15 protein-coding genes and 1 pseudogene are annotated in these 13,647 nt (G+C 71.7%); 6 read left to right on the top strand and 10 right to left on the bottom strand.

The window, feature by feature from the left end; genetic code table 11:
• Nucleotides 1-1,110, top strand: a 1,110-nt coding sequence (locus ABD369_RS29460; protein WP_344639610.1) for a phosphopantetheine-binding protein, incomplete at its 5' end; no start/stop codon positions are given.
• Between the two features lie 124 nt (nt 1,111-1,234).
• Here the strand turns inward: ABD369_RS29460 and ABD369_RS29455 are convergent.
• Nucleotides 1,235-1,876, bottom strand: coding sequence for a MerR family transcriptional regulator (locus ABD369_RS29455; RefSeq protein WP_344639609.1), 642 nt, complete (start codon nt 1,874-1,876; stop codon nt 1,235-1,237).
• Nucleotides 1,877-1,980: 104 nt separating this feature from the next.
• On the opposite strand from ABD369_RS29455, the gene ABD369_RS29450 reads away from it, so the two are divergent.
• The gene (locus ABD369_RS29450; protein ID WP_344639608.1) at nt 1,981-2,475 is read left to right on the top strand and encodes a DUF4188 domain-containing protein; all 495 of its coding nucleotides are present in this window, start codon (nt 1,981-1,983) and stop codon (nt 2,473-2,475) included.
• Nucleotides 2,476-2,509: 34 nt separating this feature from the next.
• Here the strand turns inward: ABD369_RS29450 and ABD369_RS29445 are convergent, their stop codons facing one another.
• On the bottom strand, nt 2,510-3,376 hold the full coding sequence (locus ABD369_RS29445; RefSeq protein ID WP_344639607.1) for an alpha/beta fold hydrolase: 867 nt from the start codon (nt 3,374-3,376) through the stop codon (nt 2,510-2,512).
• Between the two features lie 383 nt (nt 3,377-3,759).
• Nucleotides 3,760-3,930, bottom strand: a complete 171-nt coding sequence (locus tag ABD369_RS29440) for a hypothetical protein (protein ID WP_425557807.1) — start codon at nt 3,928-3,930, stop codon at nt 3,760-3,762.
• A gap of 522 nt (nt 3,931-4,452) precedes the next feature.
• On the opposite strand from ABD369_RS29440, the gene ABD369_RS29435 reads away from it, so the two are divergent.
• Nucleotides 4,453-4,839: an aggregation-promoting factor C-terminal-like domain-containing protein gene (locus tag ABD369_RS29435; protein WP_344639606.1), complete on the top strand. Its 387-nt coding sequence runs from the start codon at nt 4,453-4,455 to the stop codon at nt 4,837-4,839.
• A gap of 95 nt (nt 4,840-4,934) precedes the next feature.
• Here ABD369_RS29435 and ABD369_RS29430 read toward each other — a convergent pair whose 3' ends face one another.
• Nucleotides 4,935-5,831, bottom strand: coding sequence for a Vgb family protein (locus ABD369_RS29430; RefSeq protein ID WP_344639605.1), 897 nt, complete (start codon nt 5,829-5,831; stop codon nt 4,935-4,937).
• Between the two features lie 193 nt (nt 5,832-6,024).
• Nucleotides 6,025-7,185: a Gfo/Idh/MocA family protein gene (locus ABD369_RS29425; protein WP_344639604.1), complete on the bottom strand. Its 1,161-nt coding sequence runs from the start codon at nt 7,183-7,185 to the stop codon at nt 6,025-6,027.
• A 106-nt stretch (nt 7,186-7,291) separates the two neighbouring features.
• On the opposite strand from ABD369_RS29425, the gene ABD369_RS29420 reads away from it, so the two are divergent.
• Nucleotides 7,292-7,903, top strand: a complete 612-nt coding sequence (locus ABD369_RS29420) for a TetR/AcrR family transcriptional regulator (RefSeq protein ID WP_344639603.1) — start codon at nt 7,292-7,294, stop codon at nt 7,901-7,903.
• Between the two features lie 66 nt (nt 7,904-7,969).
• Here the strand turns inward: ABD369_RS29420 and ABD369_RS29415 are convergent, their stop codons facing one another.
• The 4 genes and pseudogenes from ABD369_RS29415 to ABD369_RS29400 form a co-directional block, all read right to left on the bottom strand.
• Nucleotides 7,970-8,569 (bottom strand): AAA family ATPase, encoded by a 600-nt coding sequence (locus ABD369_RS29415; RefSeq protein ID WP_344639602.1) that lies wholly within the window; start codon nt 8,567-8,569, stop codon nt 7,970-7,972.
• Nucleotides 8,570-8,693: 124 nt separating this feature from the next.
• On the bottom strand, nt 8,694-9,449 hold the full coding sequence (locus tag ABD369_RS29410) for an acyl-CoA thioesterase (RefSeq protein WP_344639601.1): 756 nt from the start codon (nt 9,447-9,449) through the stop codon (nt 8,694-8,696).
• Nucleotides 9,446-9,769: a hypothetical protein gene (locus ABD369_RS29405; RefSeq protein WP_344639600.1), complete on the bottom strand. Its 324-nt coding sequence runs from the start codon at nt 9,767-9,769 to the stop codon at nt 9,446-9,448. The genes ABD369_RS29410 and ABD369_RS29405 overlap by 4 nt, the downstream gene beginning before the upstream one ends.
• A 594-nt stretch (nt 9,770-10,363) precedes the next feature.
• A pseudogene (locus tag ABD369_RS29400) lies at nt 10,364-10,525 on the bottom strand (methyltransferase); the annotation flags it as partial.
• A 199-nt stretch (nt 10,526-10,724) separates the two neighbouring features.
• On the opposite strand from ABD369_RS29400, the gene ABD369_RS29395 reads away from it, so the two are divergent.
• Nucleotides 10,725-12,047, top strand: a complete 1,323-nt coding sequence (locus tag ABD369_RS29395; RefSeq protein WP_344639599.1) for a phosphodiester glycosidase family protein — start codon at nt 10,725-10,727, stop codon at nt 12,045-12,047.
• Between the two features lie 7 nt (nt 12,048-12,054).
• On the opposite strand, the gene ABD369_RS29390 is transcribed toward ABD369_RS29395, so the two are convergent.
• On the bottom strand, nt 12,055-12,774 hold the full coding sequence (locus ABD369_RS29390; RefSeq protein ID WP_344639598.1) for a Clp protease N-terminal domain-containing protein: 720 nt from the start codon (nt 12,772-12,774) through the stop codon (nt 12,055-12,057).
• A gap of 294 nt (nt 12,775-13,068) precedes the next feature.
• On the opposite strand from ABD369_RS29390, the gene ABD369_RS29385 reads away from it, so the two are divergent.
• Nucleotides 13,069-13,629, top strand: coding sequence for a DoxX family membrane protein (locus ABD369_RS29385; protein WP_344639597.1), 561 nt, complete (start codon nt 13,069-13,071; stop codon nt 13,627-13,629).
• The last annotated feature ends 18 nt before the right edge of the window (nt 13,630-13,647 follow it).

Genomic DNA, 13,647 nt, shown 5'->3' with positions numbered 1-13,647 from the left:
GACGAGCTGCGCACCGCCGAGTACTGGGTGCGCCACGTCCGCGAGGCGGTCCGCTTCCACGACGCGATCCAGACCCTGGAGCGCGAAGGCGTCCGCACGTACGTCGAACTCGGTCCGGACTCGATCCTGTCCGCACTCGGCGAGCACTGCGTGACCGACGCCGTATTCGCCCCGGCGCTGCGCGCCGGCCGTCCCGAGGCGCAGACGCTCACCACCGCCCTCGCCCAGGCCCACGTACGCGGCGTGGTCATCGACTGGGAGGCGTTCTTCGCCGGCACCGGCGCCCGCCGGACCGAGCTGCCCACCTACGCCTTCCAGCGCCAGCGCTACTGGCCCGAGGAGGCCGACGCCGACGCCTCGGCGGCTCAACTCGGCGCGATGGACGCCGAGTTCTGGGACCTGGTGGAACGCGAGGACATCGACGCGCTGACCGCCACCCTGGGTGTCGACGGCGACCTGCCGCTGAGCTTCGCCCTGTCCGCCATGTCCGAATGGGCCCGAGGCCGCCGCGCGGAGCAGTCGAGTGCCGCCGACGGCGAGGCGGCCCCCGAGGCGGCAGGCCCGGCCGGGCCCCCGCTGCGGGAGCGGCTGGCCCCACTTACCGAGAACGAGCGCGAGAAGACGCTGCTCGCCCTGGTCAGGACCGAGGCGGCGGCGGTGCTGGGCTACCCGGGACCGGAGGACGTCGACCCGGGGCAGGCGTTCCGCGACCTCGGCCTGGACTCGCTGACGGCCGTCCAGTTGCGCAACCGCCTGGCCGAACTCACCGGGCTCACCCTGCCGGCCTCGCTGGTCTACGACCAGCCGACGCCAGTGCTGCTGGTCTCCCACCTCCGCGGCGAGCTGGCCTCGGGCGACGCGGCGAACCCCGCCACGACCGTGCTCGACGAGCTGGACCGCCTGGAGGCCGCACTCGCGGCGAGCAGCCCGGACGGCGTCACCCGGGCCCGGATCCAGATGCGCCTGCAGGCGCTCGCCACCCGGTGGAGCGAGTCGCAGCCGCTGGCCGACTCCGCGCCCGCCGAGCCCGGTGAGGTCGTGGACGTGGAGAACCTCGACTCGGTCTCGGACGAGGAGCTGTTCGCCTTCATCGACGACAGCCTCGCCTGATCCTCGACTCCCCGGCGGCGGGCAGGGCGCGGTGGCCGAAACGGCTACCGCCCCTGCCCGCCGCCCGCTTTCCGCCGTCCGTTTCTCCGCCCTACAGACCCGGTGTCCTGATCGACCCGGTGTCCTAGAGGCCGAACCGGCGGGTGGCCTCCTGCTCCTGGGCGAGGCGGCGCAGACTCAGCAGGACGGGCTCGAACAGGACGGCCGAGGCGACGGCGGCCTCCACCTGTTCGACGGCGGTCGGGAACCGCTCCATCCGGTCCAGGTCGTGGATGGCGGTGTGCTCCATCTGCCGCGCGTACGGGGCCAGGTCGTCTGCGTCGAGCGGGTATCCGAGCCGGTTCAGCGAGGCGACCGAAGCGACCAGTTCCCGGTAGACGGGTGAGAGCGGACCGATCTCGACCGCCAGGGTCCAGCCGAGCCGGGTGAGCATCCGGTCGACCTCCTGGCGGGCCGTGATCACGGCGGGGTCGTCCTGCTCCGGCTCGGTGGCCCGGGGGAGCGCCCAGAGCGCGGCACCGAGGCGGATGGTCGGGCCGAGCGAGTCGTCGTCGACCTGGGCCAGCACCTCGCGGACGGTGGCCACCGGGATCCGCCCGACCTGGACCATCGCCCGCACCAGCCGCAGCCGGCGCAGGTGCGACTCGTCGTACTCGGCCTGCGTCGCGTTCACCCGGCGGCCCGGCGGCAGCAGGCCCTCACGCAGGTAGTACTTGATCGTGGCGATGGAGACCTGACTCCGCTCGCTCAGATCGGCCAGGCGCATCCTCTTGTGCCTCCTATTGAATAGTGCCACTATCCCACTGGTCGAGAGCTGGGCCATCCAATCACGGGCGGGCGCATCGCGTCCGTCGATCACCAGGGGGTGCCATGGTCAGCAGGCCGATACCCGGTCGTACCACCGCTGCCGCCGAGGGGGAGGTCGTCGTCTTCCTGATCGGCATGCGGATCAACCACTTCTGGGCGCCGCACCACTGGCTGCCGACCATGCTCGCGATGCCCCGGATGCTCCGCGAGCTCTCCCGGGACCCGCAGAGCGGGCTGAAGGGCTACCAACTGCTCAGCGGCTCACCGCGCACCTACCTGGTGGTCCAGTACTGGGAGTCCGAGGAGAAGCTGCTGGAGTACGCCGCTGCGCCCGACCGGCTGCACCGCAAGGCCTGGGCCATGATCAACCGCTTTGAGCGCAAGTCCCGCCGGCACGTGGGGATCTGGCACGAGACCTACATCGTCCCGCCCGGCTCCTACGAGTCGATCTACGGGGACATGCCCCCGCACGGCCTCGCCGCCGCCACCGGCGTGCTGCCGATCGAACGGCGCGGCGCCACCGCCCGGGAGCGGCTCGGTCGAACGGACCCGCGGTAGGGGCGCTGTCTCCGACCCCTCCGGATCCGGGCACCTAGCGGTTCAGCACTCTGTCGAGAAAGGCCCGGATGTGGCTGGTGACCGGCTCCAGATGGCTCTCCAGTAGGAAGTGGCCGCCGTCCAGGAGGTGGACCTCGGCGTCGGGAACGTCGTCGCTGAAGGCGATGGCCCCGGCCGGTCCGAAGATCTCGTCGTTGCGGCCCCAGACGGCGAGCAGCGGGACCTGGCTGGTCCTGAGGTACTCGTGCAGCCTCGGGTAGACCGCGAGATTGGTGATGTAGTCGCGGAACAGTCCGAGCTGGACCAGGTCGTTGCCCGGACGCTGGACGAGCGCGGCATCGCGCCACCAGGTGTCGGGGCTGACCAGACTGGGGTCGGGAACGCCGTGCAGGTACTGCCACCTGATGGCTTCGACACCGAGCGCGGGCCGGACAGCGGCCTCGGTCTGCGGATTGGGGTCCTTGGCGTAGGCCCAGACGGGCTTCCAGAAGTCCTCGACGAAACCGGCTTCGTAGCCGTTGCCGTTCTGGCTGATGATCGCGGTGATGGCATCGGGGTTGTTCAGCGCGAGCCGCCAGCCGATGGGTGCGCCGTAGTCCTGGACGTAGATCGCGTACCGGTCGGCACCGAGTTGGGCGAGCAGGCCGGCGGTCAACTCGGTCAGCGCGTCGAAGGTGTAGTCGAACTCGTCGACCCCCGGAGCGTCGGAGAAGCCGAAGCCCAGGTGGTCGGGAGCGATGACGTGGTAGCGGTCGGCGAGGGCCGGGATGAGGTGGCGGAACATGAACGAGCTGGTAGGGAAGCCGTGCAGCAGCACGACCTTGCCGGCGTCGCTCGATCCGGCTTCCCGGTAGAAGAGCTGCCGCCCCTGCACGGTGGCATAGCGATGGTGAACGGCCATCCGACCCGACCTCCTGCCCTGGGATCCCGTAGCAGTTCGCTCCATTCCGCAGGCTAGGGGAATCTCTCACCGCCAGCCAGCTGCGACCCCGGCCGTGCTCGGCCGCCGTAGCCGTGCTGCTGCCAACCGGGACCACCGGGACCAGTGGATGCGAGCTCGCCCCGCCGACGGGCTGACGGAGGTGTGTGGCACCCCCGTGCGGCGCGGGATCCGCGTCTGGAAGCGGCCACCTCACCCTGGACGGCGAGAAGAGCGGTTGCCTGCGCAGCAGGACCGGCAACACCCGGCTCGGGTCGGCGGGTGGCGGGTACTGCGGAGTCTTTGCGGCGGGCGGGACGGGTCGCAAGCCGGATGCCCCACCCCGCCCCGCCCGAGCCCCGGCCTCAGCGCAGGTCGAGCCACATGGTGACCTCGTCCCGTTCGTCGCCCGGGGCGACCCGGATCGTCCGGGGTGCCCGACCGATCTCCAAGTAACCGCACCGGCCGTAGAACTTCCCGAGGCCGTGTCCGCCGCGCAGGTTCAGCCGCAGATCGCTCGGCCCCCTGCCGATCAAGTGCGGAAACCCCCCAAACCGGCCCGATCCGGTGAGGGTCGTCACACCGTCCGAACGTCCACGACTGCCGATAGTTGATCGCCGAAGGCGCAGCGGCCGCTCCCCCCTGGCTGCTTACCATGATCGCGCCAATTCAGGCTGGAATCGAGCCCTCCGGGTGCCTTCCGTTGGCTTTCGCCCAGGTCAGCGGGCATGTCAAAACTCTAGAAAAATGTCCGATTTGTCAGGTTTGGCGATCGAGCGGGCGGGAACAGACGGCTGATCGGCGCTCGTCAAGAACCGTCCGCCACTACGACGAGGCGTCGTATCAGGGGGTCTTGGCCCGGGCGCGACAGCTCGCTAAGAATGGCGACGTCGTCAGAGACCGCGGCTCCTGTCCCGCCGCGGAACTTCCCCCTGGCACCGAACGCAGACGCGTCGAGTGCCGCCGTGCCCCCACCCACACCTACGTGAACCCTGTCCGGTCACGTGGGCCCTTGAACGGGCGAGGACACGGCCAACCCGATTGAGGTCTCTATCTACATGCCCGCTTTCCCCGCTCGTATGCGTACCGGTGTCGCCCTGCTCGCCTCCGTCGCCGGCCTGACCGCCCTCGGCGCCGGTTTCGCCCCCGCCGCTTCCGCTGCCACCCCGCAGCAGATCGCGAAGCAGATGGTCCCTGCGAACCAGTGGGCCTCCTTCAACCAGATCATCTCCCACGAGTCCAGCTGGAAGGTGACGGCCACCAACCCGTCCTCCGGCGCTTACGGTCTGGCTCAGGCGCTGCCGGGTTACAAGATGGCCTCCGCCGGTGCCGACTGGCGGACCAACCCGCGGACCCAGATCAAGTGGGCCCTGAACTACATGAACACCCGCTACGGCAGCCCGAACGCCGCTTGGGCCTTCTGGCAGACCCACCACTGGTACTAAAAACCCGGAACGCGCACCGAAGGGGCCCTGACGGCACGCCGTCAGGGCCCCTTCGGCTCTGTAGCAGGCCCGTGTCTTCGTGCCGGACCTACGCGTCAGACCTTCAGCCGCGCGACGGCCCCCGTCTCCAGCGCGACATAGAGGGCGCCGTCCACCCCGACGGCCAGGCCGTGCGGCTCGGAACCGGGACTCGGCAGGGCGTACTCCTCGATCCGGCCGTCGGCGGTGATGGACCCGACGCTGTTGCCCGCCCACTGGGTGAACCAGCAGGTGCCCGCCGAGTCGACGGTGATCGCGTGCGGACGGGCCGAGCGGTCCGGCAGCGGGAACTCCGTGATCGCGCCGTCCAGGTCGATGTGCCCGACCTGCCCCGCGCCGATCTCCACGAACCAGAGCTTGCCGTCCGCGCCGGCGCTGAGGCCCACCGGAGCGGCCTGCGGAGTGGGCAGCGGGTGGAGTGTGACCTCCCCGTCGAGCGTGATCCGGCCGATCGCGTTCCCCTGGTTGAGGGTGAACCAGAGTGCACCGTCGGGGCCAGCGGTGATCGCCGAGGGGAAGGCGTGGTCGACGGGTAGAGGAAACTCCGTCACCTGGCCGTCCGTGGTGATCCGCCCGATCCGGTCGGCGTTGGTCAGGGTGAACCAGAGTGCGTCGTCGGCGGCGGCCGCGATCCCGAAGGGGCCGCCCTCGGCGGTGGGGACGGCGAATGAGACCGCCTGGCCGTCGGTGGTGATCCGCCCGATCCGGTGATCCCGGTACCGGGTGAACCACAGCGCACCGTCCGGACCCGGCGTGATCACCGTCGGTCCGCAGTCCGCCGAGTCCAGTGCGTACTGCTCGCACGCACCGTAAGGTGTCAGCCGTCCGATCCGCCCGGCGTGGACCAGTGTGAACCAGAGCGCACCGTCCGGGCCGACGGTGATGCCGTAGGGTCCGGCATCCGCCTCGGCGACGGGAACCTCGGTGATCACATGAGCTTCAGTTGACGGCATGCGGTGTTCCTCCCCGGTCGATCGGCCGCTCTCGGAGTCGGCCGGGTACCGAGCGTAGGCCGTGACCAGGCCGCCGCCTCGGCCGGGGCGCCCGGTGACACGCACGTGTGCTCGTGCCGCTACGCGGCCGAACCGGTCCGCCGCGAACGGCCGATGCCGGACAGGGCACGGACACTGCCGCTCCCAGCCGCCGTCATCCCTGGTCGGTACGCGCCCCGGAGGCCGCCGACTCGGCCTGTCCGTCCAGGAGTTGACGGGTTTCCGTGCCGGCGGAGCGCCTGATCGCGTCGAGCAGCCGGTGCAGCCGCAGGCCCGCTCCGAAGTCCGGGACGGTGTGCGATCCAGTCCGGATGTCGGACGCCAGTCCGGCGTACAGTCGGGCCACGTTGAAGCCCTCCGCGTCCGGGGCGACACCGGGTGCCGGATGGTACCGGTCCGGAACGGTGAGCTCCCGGTAGGTGCCCTCCGAACCACCGAACAGGCGGAGTCCACCGATCTGGATTCCGGCCGGGCCGCCTGGCCCGGTGGAGACGAGGGCCAGGTCTCCCTCGGTGCCGGAGATCTCCAGCCGGGTCCGCGCCTCGGTGGCCTTGGCGTCGTGGATGTGGGCCGAGACGACACCGCCCCCGGTGAGGGTCGCGTTGAGCAGGAGGTGGTCGGGGCTGGTGGCCTCGACCGTCTCGCCGGTCTCGGCGACGGTGTAGCCGGGCCGCTGGACGGACAGTTCGGCCGAGAGAGCGCTGAAGCCGCCGAGCACGTACTGCACCGCGTCGAGGGTGTGCCCGCCCGCGACCTCCAGGAGCCCGGCGCCGTTGTCGCGGTCGAGGGTGTAGGCCGCCCAGGCGGGGATCCGCTCCCCGGCCCCCCTGCCGCGGGCGGCGTACACGGTGGCGGAGACCACCCGTCCGATCCGGCCGGCGGCGACCAGATCGCGGGCGTAGGCGATGGCCGGGGCGTAGCGCGCCTGCAGTCCGACCGCATGGTGAAGGCGCGTGTCACGAGCGGAAGTTACCAGTGCCCGCGCCTCCTCGGAGGTGCGTGCCAGCGGCCACTCGCAGTACACGTGCTTGCCCGCGGCCAGCGCGGCCTCGACCAGTCCGGCGTGCGCGGGGACCTTCACGGTGATGGCGACCAGGTCCACGTCGGGGTGCTCGGCGAGCCGCCGGGCGTCGGTGAAAGCGTGTGCGGTCCCGAACCGCTGCGCCGCCGCCCGGGCGCTCTCGGGGCGGCTGGTGCCGACCGCGGTGAGCTCGTAGTCCGGCAGTGCCAGCAGGGCCGGTATGTGCGCCCGCGCTGCCCAACCCCGGTCGGGGCTGGCGCCGATGATGCCCACTCGGATCCTCTTCGCTTCCATGCGCGTGACTCCTCGGCAACATAAATGGACAACCATTGTCCGGTTAGCTGTCCGGAGACTGTAGCTAACCGGACAGGGTTGGTCCAGTTATTGCTAGGATCGGCTCATGGAGCAACCGCGAAGTGCCGTGGACCGCCTGCTGGTCGACGAGTCCGGGCGCCGCCCGCGCGCCGATGCCCGGCGCAACGTCGAGCGCCTGGTGGCCGCGGCCCGGCACGCGGTCGCCGAGGTCGGCGTCGGAGTGTCCGCGCACGAGATCGCCCGCCGGGCGGGCGTCGGCGTGGGCACCTTCTACCGGCGGATCCCCTCGCTGGAAGTGCTGCTGGAGGCGGTGCTCGACGAGGTGCTCGACGAGATCGCGCACCTGGCCGATCAGGCGCTGGACGACCCCGACCCCTGGCACGGACTGTGCGAGTTCGCCGCGCGCTACGTGCGGCTGCGGGCCGAGAGCTGCGGCATCGGCGAAGCACTCGGCGGTGCCTGCCCGGAGACCCTCGCCGAGCGGCTGGCGGGGCTGCGGGAGCGGATCGGCCGCCTGGTGGAACGGGCCCGGACGGCCGGCGTGATCCGGGCGGACGTGACCTGGCAGGACGTGGCGTTCCTGCTGGCCGCCGCGGCGACGGGAGACCGGACACTGGGCATCCCGGCGGACGAGCGGCAGTGGGAGCGCAACCTCCGGATCGTGCTGGACGGCCTGCGCGCGACCCGCTGCCGCTAGGTATGGCGGCTCGCTCCCGATGACCGTGCGGCGGTACGCATCTGGCGGGCGGCCGAGCGCGCGGAATCAGCCGGACAGGGTCTGCCGGATCCGCTGGGGAAGGGTGTCCCACGGGCGGCAGTCGACCACCGGCAGGGCGTGCAGCCCGGCCTGCTCGGCCAGCCACCGGGAGTACCGGGCGCTGACATCCGCCCGGTGGCTCTGGACGCCGGCCCCCGGCTCGCGCTCGGCGTAGTTGGCGGTGATCTGGGCGGCGTCCTGCTCGTGGAGGAACACCGCCCGCACGCTGCGGCCCGCTGCCGCGCCCTCCCGGATCGCGCGGGCGGCGGCGGCCGGGGTGAGGTAGTCGCCCTCGACCAGTGCGGGCACCTCGACCGTCAGCCGGTTGCGCACGACACCGAGAACGGCGGGCTCAAGTGCGTTCGCGGTGGCGATCTGCAGCTCCACCACCCGTGCGACGCCGAGTGCGGAGGTGTCGGGAATGCCGTCGAAGTGGTGCAGGCCGGGATGCTGCCCGGCGGTGGTGACGGTCTGGACGGCGCTGACCACGTCGTCGAACTCCACGACGAACGCCCCGGCCTCCAGGGCGAGTTGGGCGGCCGCCCGGCTCTTGCCCACCCCTGAGGCGCCGCCGACCAGAAGGATGTCCCACCGTGCGCTGCTCACGGCCCGACCGTACCGCACCGCCGCGGCGCGTCCCCGGCGCCCCCGGACCGCCGGTCCGGGGGCTGGCTGCTGTTCGGCCTCCCCGAGCTCCTTCGAGTTCCCCGGGCTCCTTCGAGCCGCCCGGTTACGGGTGGGGGGTCGAGGGGCTGAGCGGTCGGTCCGCCCGCGCGGAGGGGGCGGTGGGCAGGGATCTGCCCCATGAGCTCGGCGTGTGGCCGCCGATCCGCCGGTAGTCGCGATCGCGGGCCCAGGAGCGCTGCTGGCCGTGCTCGACCTCGCGCTCACCGTGCGGACCGGCGAGCATCGAGCAGCGCGGGCGCTCGGCGGAATCGCCTGTCGCGCCGACCGCCGTCGTCTCCAACTCCCGTACGTCCAACTGACTCTGGCTGCGCTGCGGGACGATGCCGGCGGCCTGCGGAGCGGTGTCGAGCGAATCGGCGGCGACCTGGTCGGCCGTCGGCAGGTACGCGGACAGGAACCGGCGCTCCGCGTGGGTCAGCCTGCGCGAGCGGCCGGAGGCCCGGTCCCGCGCGACCACGACCGTACGAGCCGTCATGTAGATGTGCGGATCGCGGCAGACATCCACCCGGACGTGGGCGGAACTGCGTCCCAGTCGCTCCACCGTGAGCCGGACCTCCAGCGGTTCGGGCCGGTGGTGCAGCTGTTCCAGGTAATCGATCTCGTGGCGAGCGATCAGGAATCCGGCCGGGAAAAGCGATTCCCGGGCCGCTTTGGCGTGGTGGTTGAACAGATCGTGAATACCCTCCTGGATGTACGAGACCAGGCGGGCGTTGTTGATGTGGCCGTTCTCGTCGACGTCGCCCCACCGGGTGGGGCAGTGCAGGACGTGTGCGTTCGTGTCCGGGTACCCCGCGCTCACTGCTTCTTCCGCCCGGCATTGCCACTGGCCCCGGCCGGTGAGGTCAGCAGGGCCCGCCTGAGGCGGGCGTGGTACGCCGAGTGCTCGGCCGCCATCTCCCCGGCGGTCCAGCCCTCTTCGGCCGCCTCGGCCGCGGTGCGGACGACCAGCGCGTCGAGCGCGCCGTCCACGGTCCGGCAGAGCTCGGCGACAGCGGCGAACCGTTCGGGGACACCCCCGCTCCCGGCCTTGAACCTGGCAGGGAACGCCGCGAGCGCGTCCACCGCGAACTGCAGACCGTCGGGGGCAGTCGAACCAAGTCCCGGTCGGCATTTGTGCACGATGTCTCCCGAAGTGATGGATAGCTGGGACGGCCGGATCCGGCTCATTCACTGGATTCCCCCGGACCCCGCCCTTGCGGAAATTACGTTATCGCAATCCGGCACTCGGTCGGGACTTTTATGCAAGGATTGGACAGATTGCCTACTTCTGGAGTAGTGGAATAGCTGCTGAACTCGCCTTCTCATGCTCGGATCCGATACCATGATCGGCGAGTGGGATGTTTTTGCGCTTCTCTGTCCCGATGGTCTCGAACGCATTTCTCGGCTATTGGCCCCTGTTCGAAATCATCGCTTCCTGTCGCCTTGCATCGCCCCGTTCCCGAGGCTCCCACTGGACAACGCGGGTAGCTGCCCGTCGGTCGCGGCCCCGGCGAAACCGATCCGACTCGTTCAGTTCCGATCCCCTTCGCCCACCGCGAAGTCGGCATCCGGCCACCGCCGGCCGCTCGGAGGCGAGCGCATCGCACCTCCGGGGGCCGGTTCCGTCCACCTGGGGCCGACCGCCGCAGGCCGAAGCCCGCTGCCGGATCGGTGAGTTGAGACCGGGTCCGGCCGCCCCCGGGACGGCCGGACGCCCATCGGTGCGGTGTGCCTTCAGCTGCGGGCGGCAGCCGCCAGCCGCCACAGCGAGGTGACCTCGGCGGCGCGGGCCGCATGCGGCGGATCGGTGGTGTCCCGTGCACGCGGGTGCCGCGGGCGGATGTCGATCCGGTCCACCAGCCTCGGGCCCGCGGAGTCGAAGGCGGCCAGCAGCTCGCGGTGGCCGGCAGCTGCTGCGGGCCGGCCGTCCCTCGGGCAAGCCGAGGAGGCGCCGGAGCCACTGGGCAGTGGATCGATGACGCTCCGTCACACCCGTCGGACGGTTGAAACCTGCCGCGCGTCCCCCCGGGTGGAGCCGACGGTGCGGGCGTCGCGCCTATGCGTAATTCCATATGGTTTTTCGCACAGTGGCCCCATGAGGCCCGTCACCCACGCCGCTGCCGCCTACCTGGTCGTTCTGCTGAGCACGTCCATCGACCCGTTGCCGAGGCCGCCGGTCCCGGCGGCCGATCGGGCCTCCCCGCCAGCTGCCGCGAGGCCGCAGGCACCACCGGCACCCGCCGTCGCCGCCAGGCCGGCGCCCGAGGAGCCCTACACCGCCCCGGACGAGGGGCGCTTCGGCCCGTCGGAGCCGGTGGTGCCGGGTGTGGACTACCGGTCGTTCACCGTGCCGGGTTCCCACGGCGAGACGCGGGTCCATCTGCTGACGGTGGATCTGCGGCAGCCGGGGGTCCGGGCCGGGCTGCTCTTCCCGGGTGCGGTCGCCTCCGGGGCGCCGGTGTCGGGGATGGCGGCGGAGCAGGGCGCGGTTGGGGCGGTCAACGGTGACTTCTTCGACATCAGCGAGGAGCAGCACCCGGGGGTGGAGGCGACCGGCGCCACCTCGGGGCCGATGGTGCTGGACGGGCATCCACTGAAGGCCGCCGTGCCGCAGGGGCAGCGGTTCGGCTGGACGCCGCCGGAGGGGGACAGCAGTGAGGACGTGTTCGGGGTCGGCACGGACGGCCGGGCGCGAACCGCCCGGCTCGCCCTGCGCGGCCGGGTCCGTACGCCCAAGGGGGCGCTGGAGCTGCACGGGCTGAACCAATACGCCCTGCCGGTGGACTCGATCGGCGTGTTCACTCCGCAGTGGGGGGCGGCCTCGCGGGCCCGAGCGGTCTGCGGGACCGACGAGAACCGGGCGGCGCCGTGTTCGGGAGAGGTCTATGAGGTGACGGTCCGCCAGGGGAAGGTCGAGTCGGTGTCCGAGGCCCCGGGCCGGGGCGCGATCCCGGCGGACGCGGTGGTGCTGCTCGGGCGGGAGGCCGGTGCCCGGGCGCTGCGCGAGTTGGCGAACGGCACCCCTGTCACGGTGGACTACGCCTTCGAGTCCAGTACCGGGGTGCCGTTCGCCTTCGCACTCGGCGCGTACCCGCTGGTCCGCGCGCACGCGCCGCTGCCGGGGCTGGACACCGAGGTCGCGGAGCCCCGGAGCGCGGTCGGGATCGCCGCCACGGGACGGGTGCTGCACCTGCTGTCGACCGACGGGCGGGAGAATGCCTCCAGCGGCCTGACCGTCGGTGAACTCGCCGAGCTGTTGCGTTCGTTGGGCTGCGCGGAGGCCGCCTACCTGGACGGCGGCGGATCCGCCACCCTGGTGACCCGGGACCAGGGCAGCGGCCAGGTGCGGATCCGCAACAACCTGGACCGGGGCCAGGAGCGCTCGGTGCCCAACGGGATCGGTGTGTTCGCCGGATGAGGAATGGCTACTGCGAGGGATCCGCCGGAGCGAGCTGGGCCTCGGTGGCGACCTTGGTGATGCCGAGACCGCTGAGCGGACCGATGCCGTGCTCCAGTTCGAGCAGGGCCAGCAGGATGTGCTCCGTCCCGATGTGGCTGTACCCGGTCCGCAGGGCCTCGCGGAAGGTGAGCTCGAGCGCCTTGCGAGCCTGGCCGTCGTAGGGGATCAGGTCGGGCACCTCGTCGCGGGTCGGGGGGAGTACGGCGGTCACGGCCAGGCGGACGGCGTCGAGAGCGATGCCCTGGGCCGTGATGGCCCGGGCGGCGGGCGTCCCGGGCTCGGCGAGCAGCCCGAGGGCGAGGTGGGCTGGGCCGATCTCGTCGTTGCCCGCCGCGTGGGCCTCGTTCTGGGCCGAGATGACGGCGTTGCGCGCCTCCTCGGTGAACCGGCTGAAGCCCTGGCTCGGGTCGAGGTCCGAGGGTTCGCCGGGGTCCTTGGGCACGAAGCGCTTCTGGGCGGCCTGCCGGGTGACGCCCATGCTCCGGCCGATGTCCGTCCAGGAGGCGCCCGAGCGCCTGGCCTGGTCGACGAAGTGGCCGATCAGGTGGTCGGCGATGTCGCCGAGGTGGTCCGCCGCGAGGACCGCGTCGGAGAGCTGGTCGAGCGCGTCGGAGTGGGTCTTCTTGATGACCTCGATCAGTTCGTCGAGGCGTACGGGAACGCTGGTGCGGATCGGATTCGCCATGTGTCAACCGTAGGTTGACGCTCTGGTGCTGTCAACCGGAAGTTGACATAGCTTCGGGGAATCCCGCCCGAGGGCTGCCGCGTAGGTAGTACAGACCTTGCCGGATCACGGCTTCCCGCCTGGCGGGGTGTTCCGTGAGACGCGCGGACGCCTCCGGTGGAGCGTTCGGTCCGGCCTGCCTGGACCTGGTCGGCGACAGCGCGAGCGGCGCCCGACCGACCCGATCTGCCGCGTCGGCGCCCCGGCGGCGGCCACCGCTCGCGGTGACGCCGGCGCGCGGGAGGAGTGCTCGCCATGAAACCGTCCGTCGAACGGCTGCGGGCCTCTCCTCGCGCCACCAGTGGCTCCGCGCACGCACCGCCGGTTTCCGCCGCCGATGCGGGCCTGCTGGTGCTCCGGCTGGCCCTGCTGCTGCTGGCCGGCCACGGCGCCCAGAAGCTCTTCGGTGCCTTCGGCGGGCGCGGTCTGAGCGCCACCGCCAAGGGCTTCGAGGAACTCGGCTACCGTCCCGGGACCCTGTTCGCCGCGCTGGGAGGCCTGTCGGAGTTCGGCGGCGGACTGGGCCTCGCCCTCGGACTGCTCACCCCGCTGGCCGCGGCCGCCGTGGTCGGGGTGATGATCAACGCGATGGCCGTCACCTCGGGCCACGGGCTGTGGTCCGACGAGGGCGGCCTGGAGTACCCGATGTGCCTGTCGCTGATCGCGATCGCGCTCGCTGGCATCGGGCCCGGGCGCCTGGCGCTGGACAGCCCGTTCCGCTGGGGCCGGGGCGGCTGGTGGGGCATGGCCACCGCCCTGGTGTTCGGCGGTGCCGGTGCCGCCGTCGTGCTGTCCCTGAAAGGGGTGACGCTCTAGAAGCCCGAACTGGGGTGA

The sequence above is a fragment of the Kitasatospora cystarginea genome (assembly GCF_039533515.1).
In the GTDB taxonomy this organism is placed as follows: Bacteria; Actinomycetota; Actinomycetes; order Streptomycetales; family Streptomycetaceae; genus Kitasatospora; species Kitasatospora cystarginea.
Note: the sequence above shows the minus strand (reverse complement) of the source record. Positions and strands in the feature narration are given on the sequence as shown.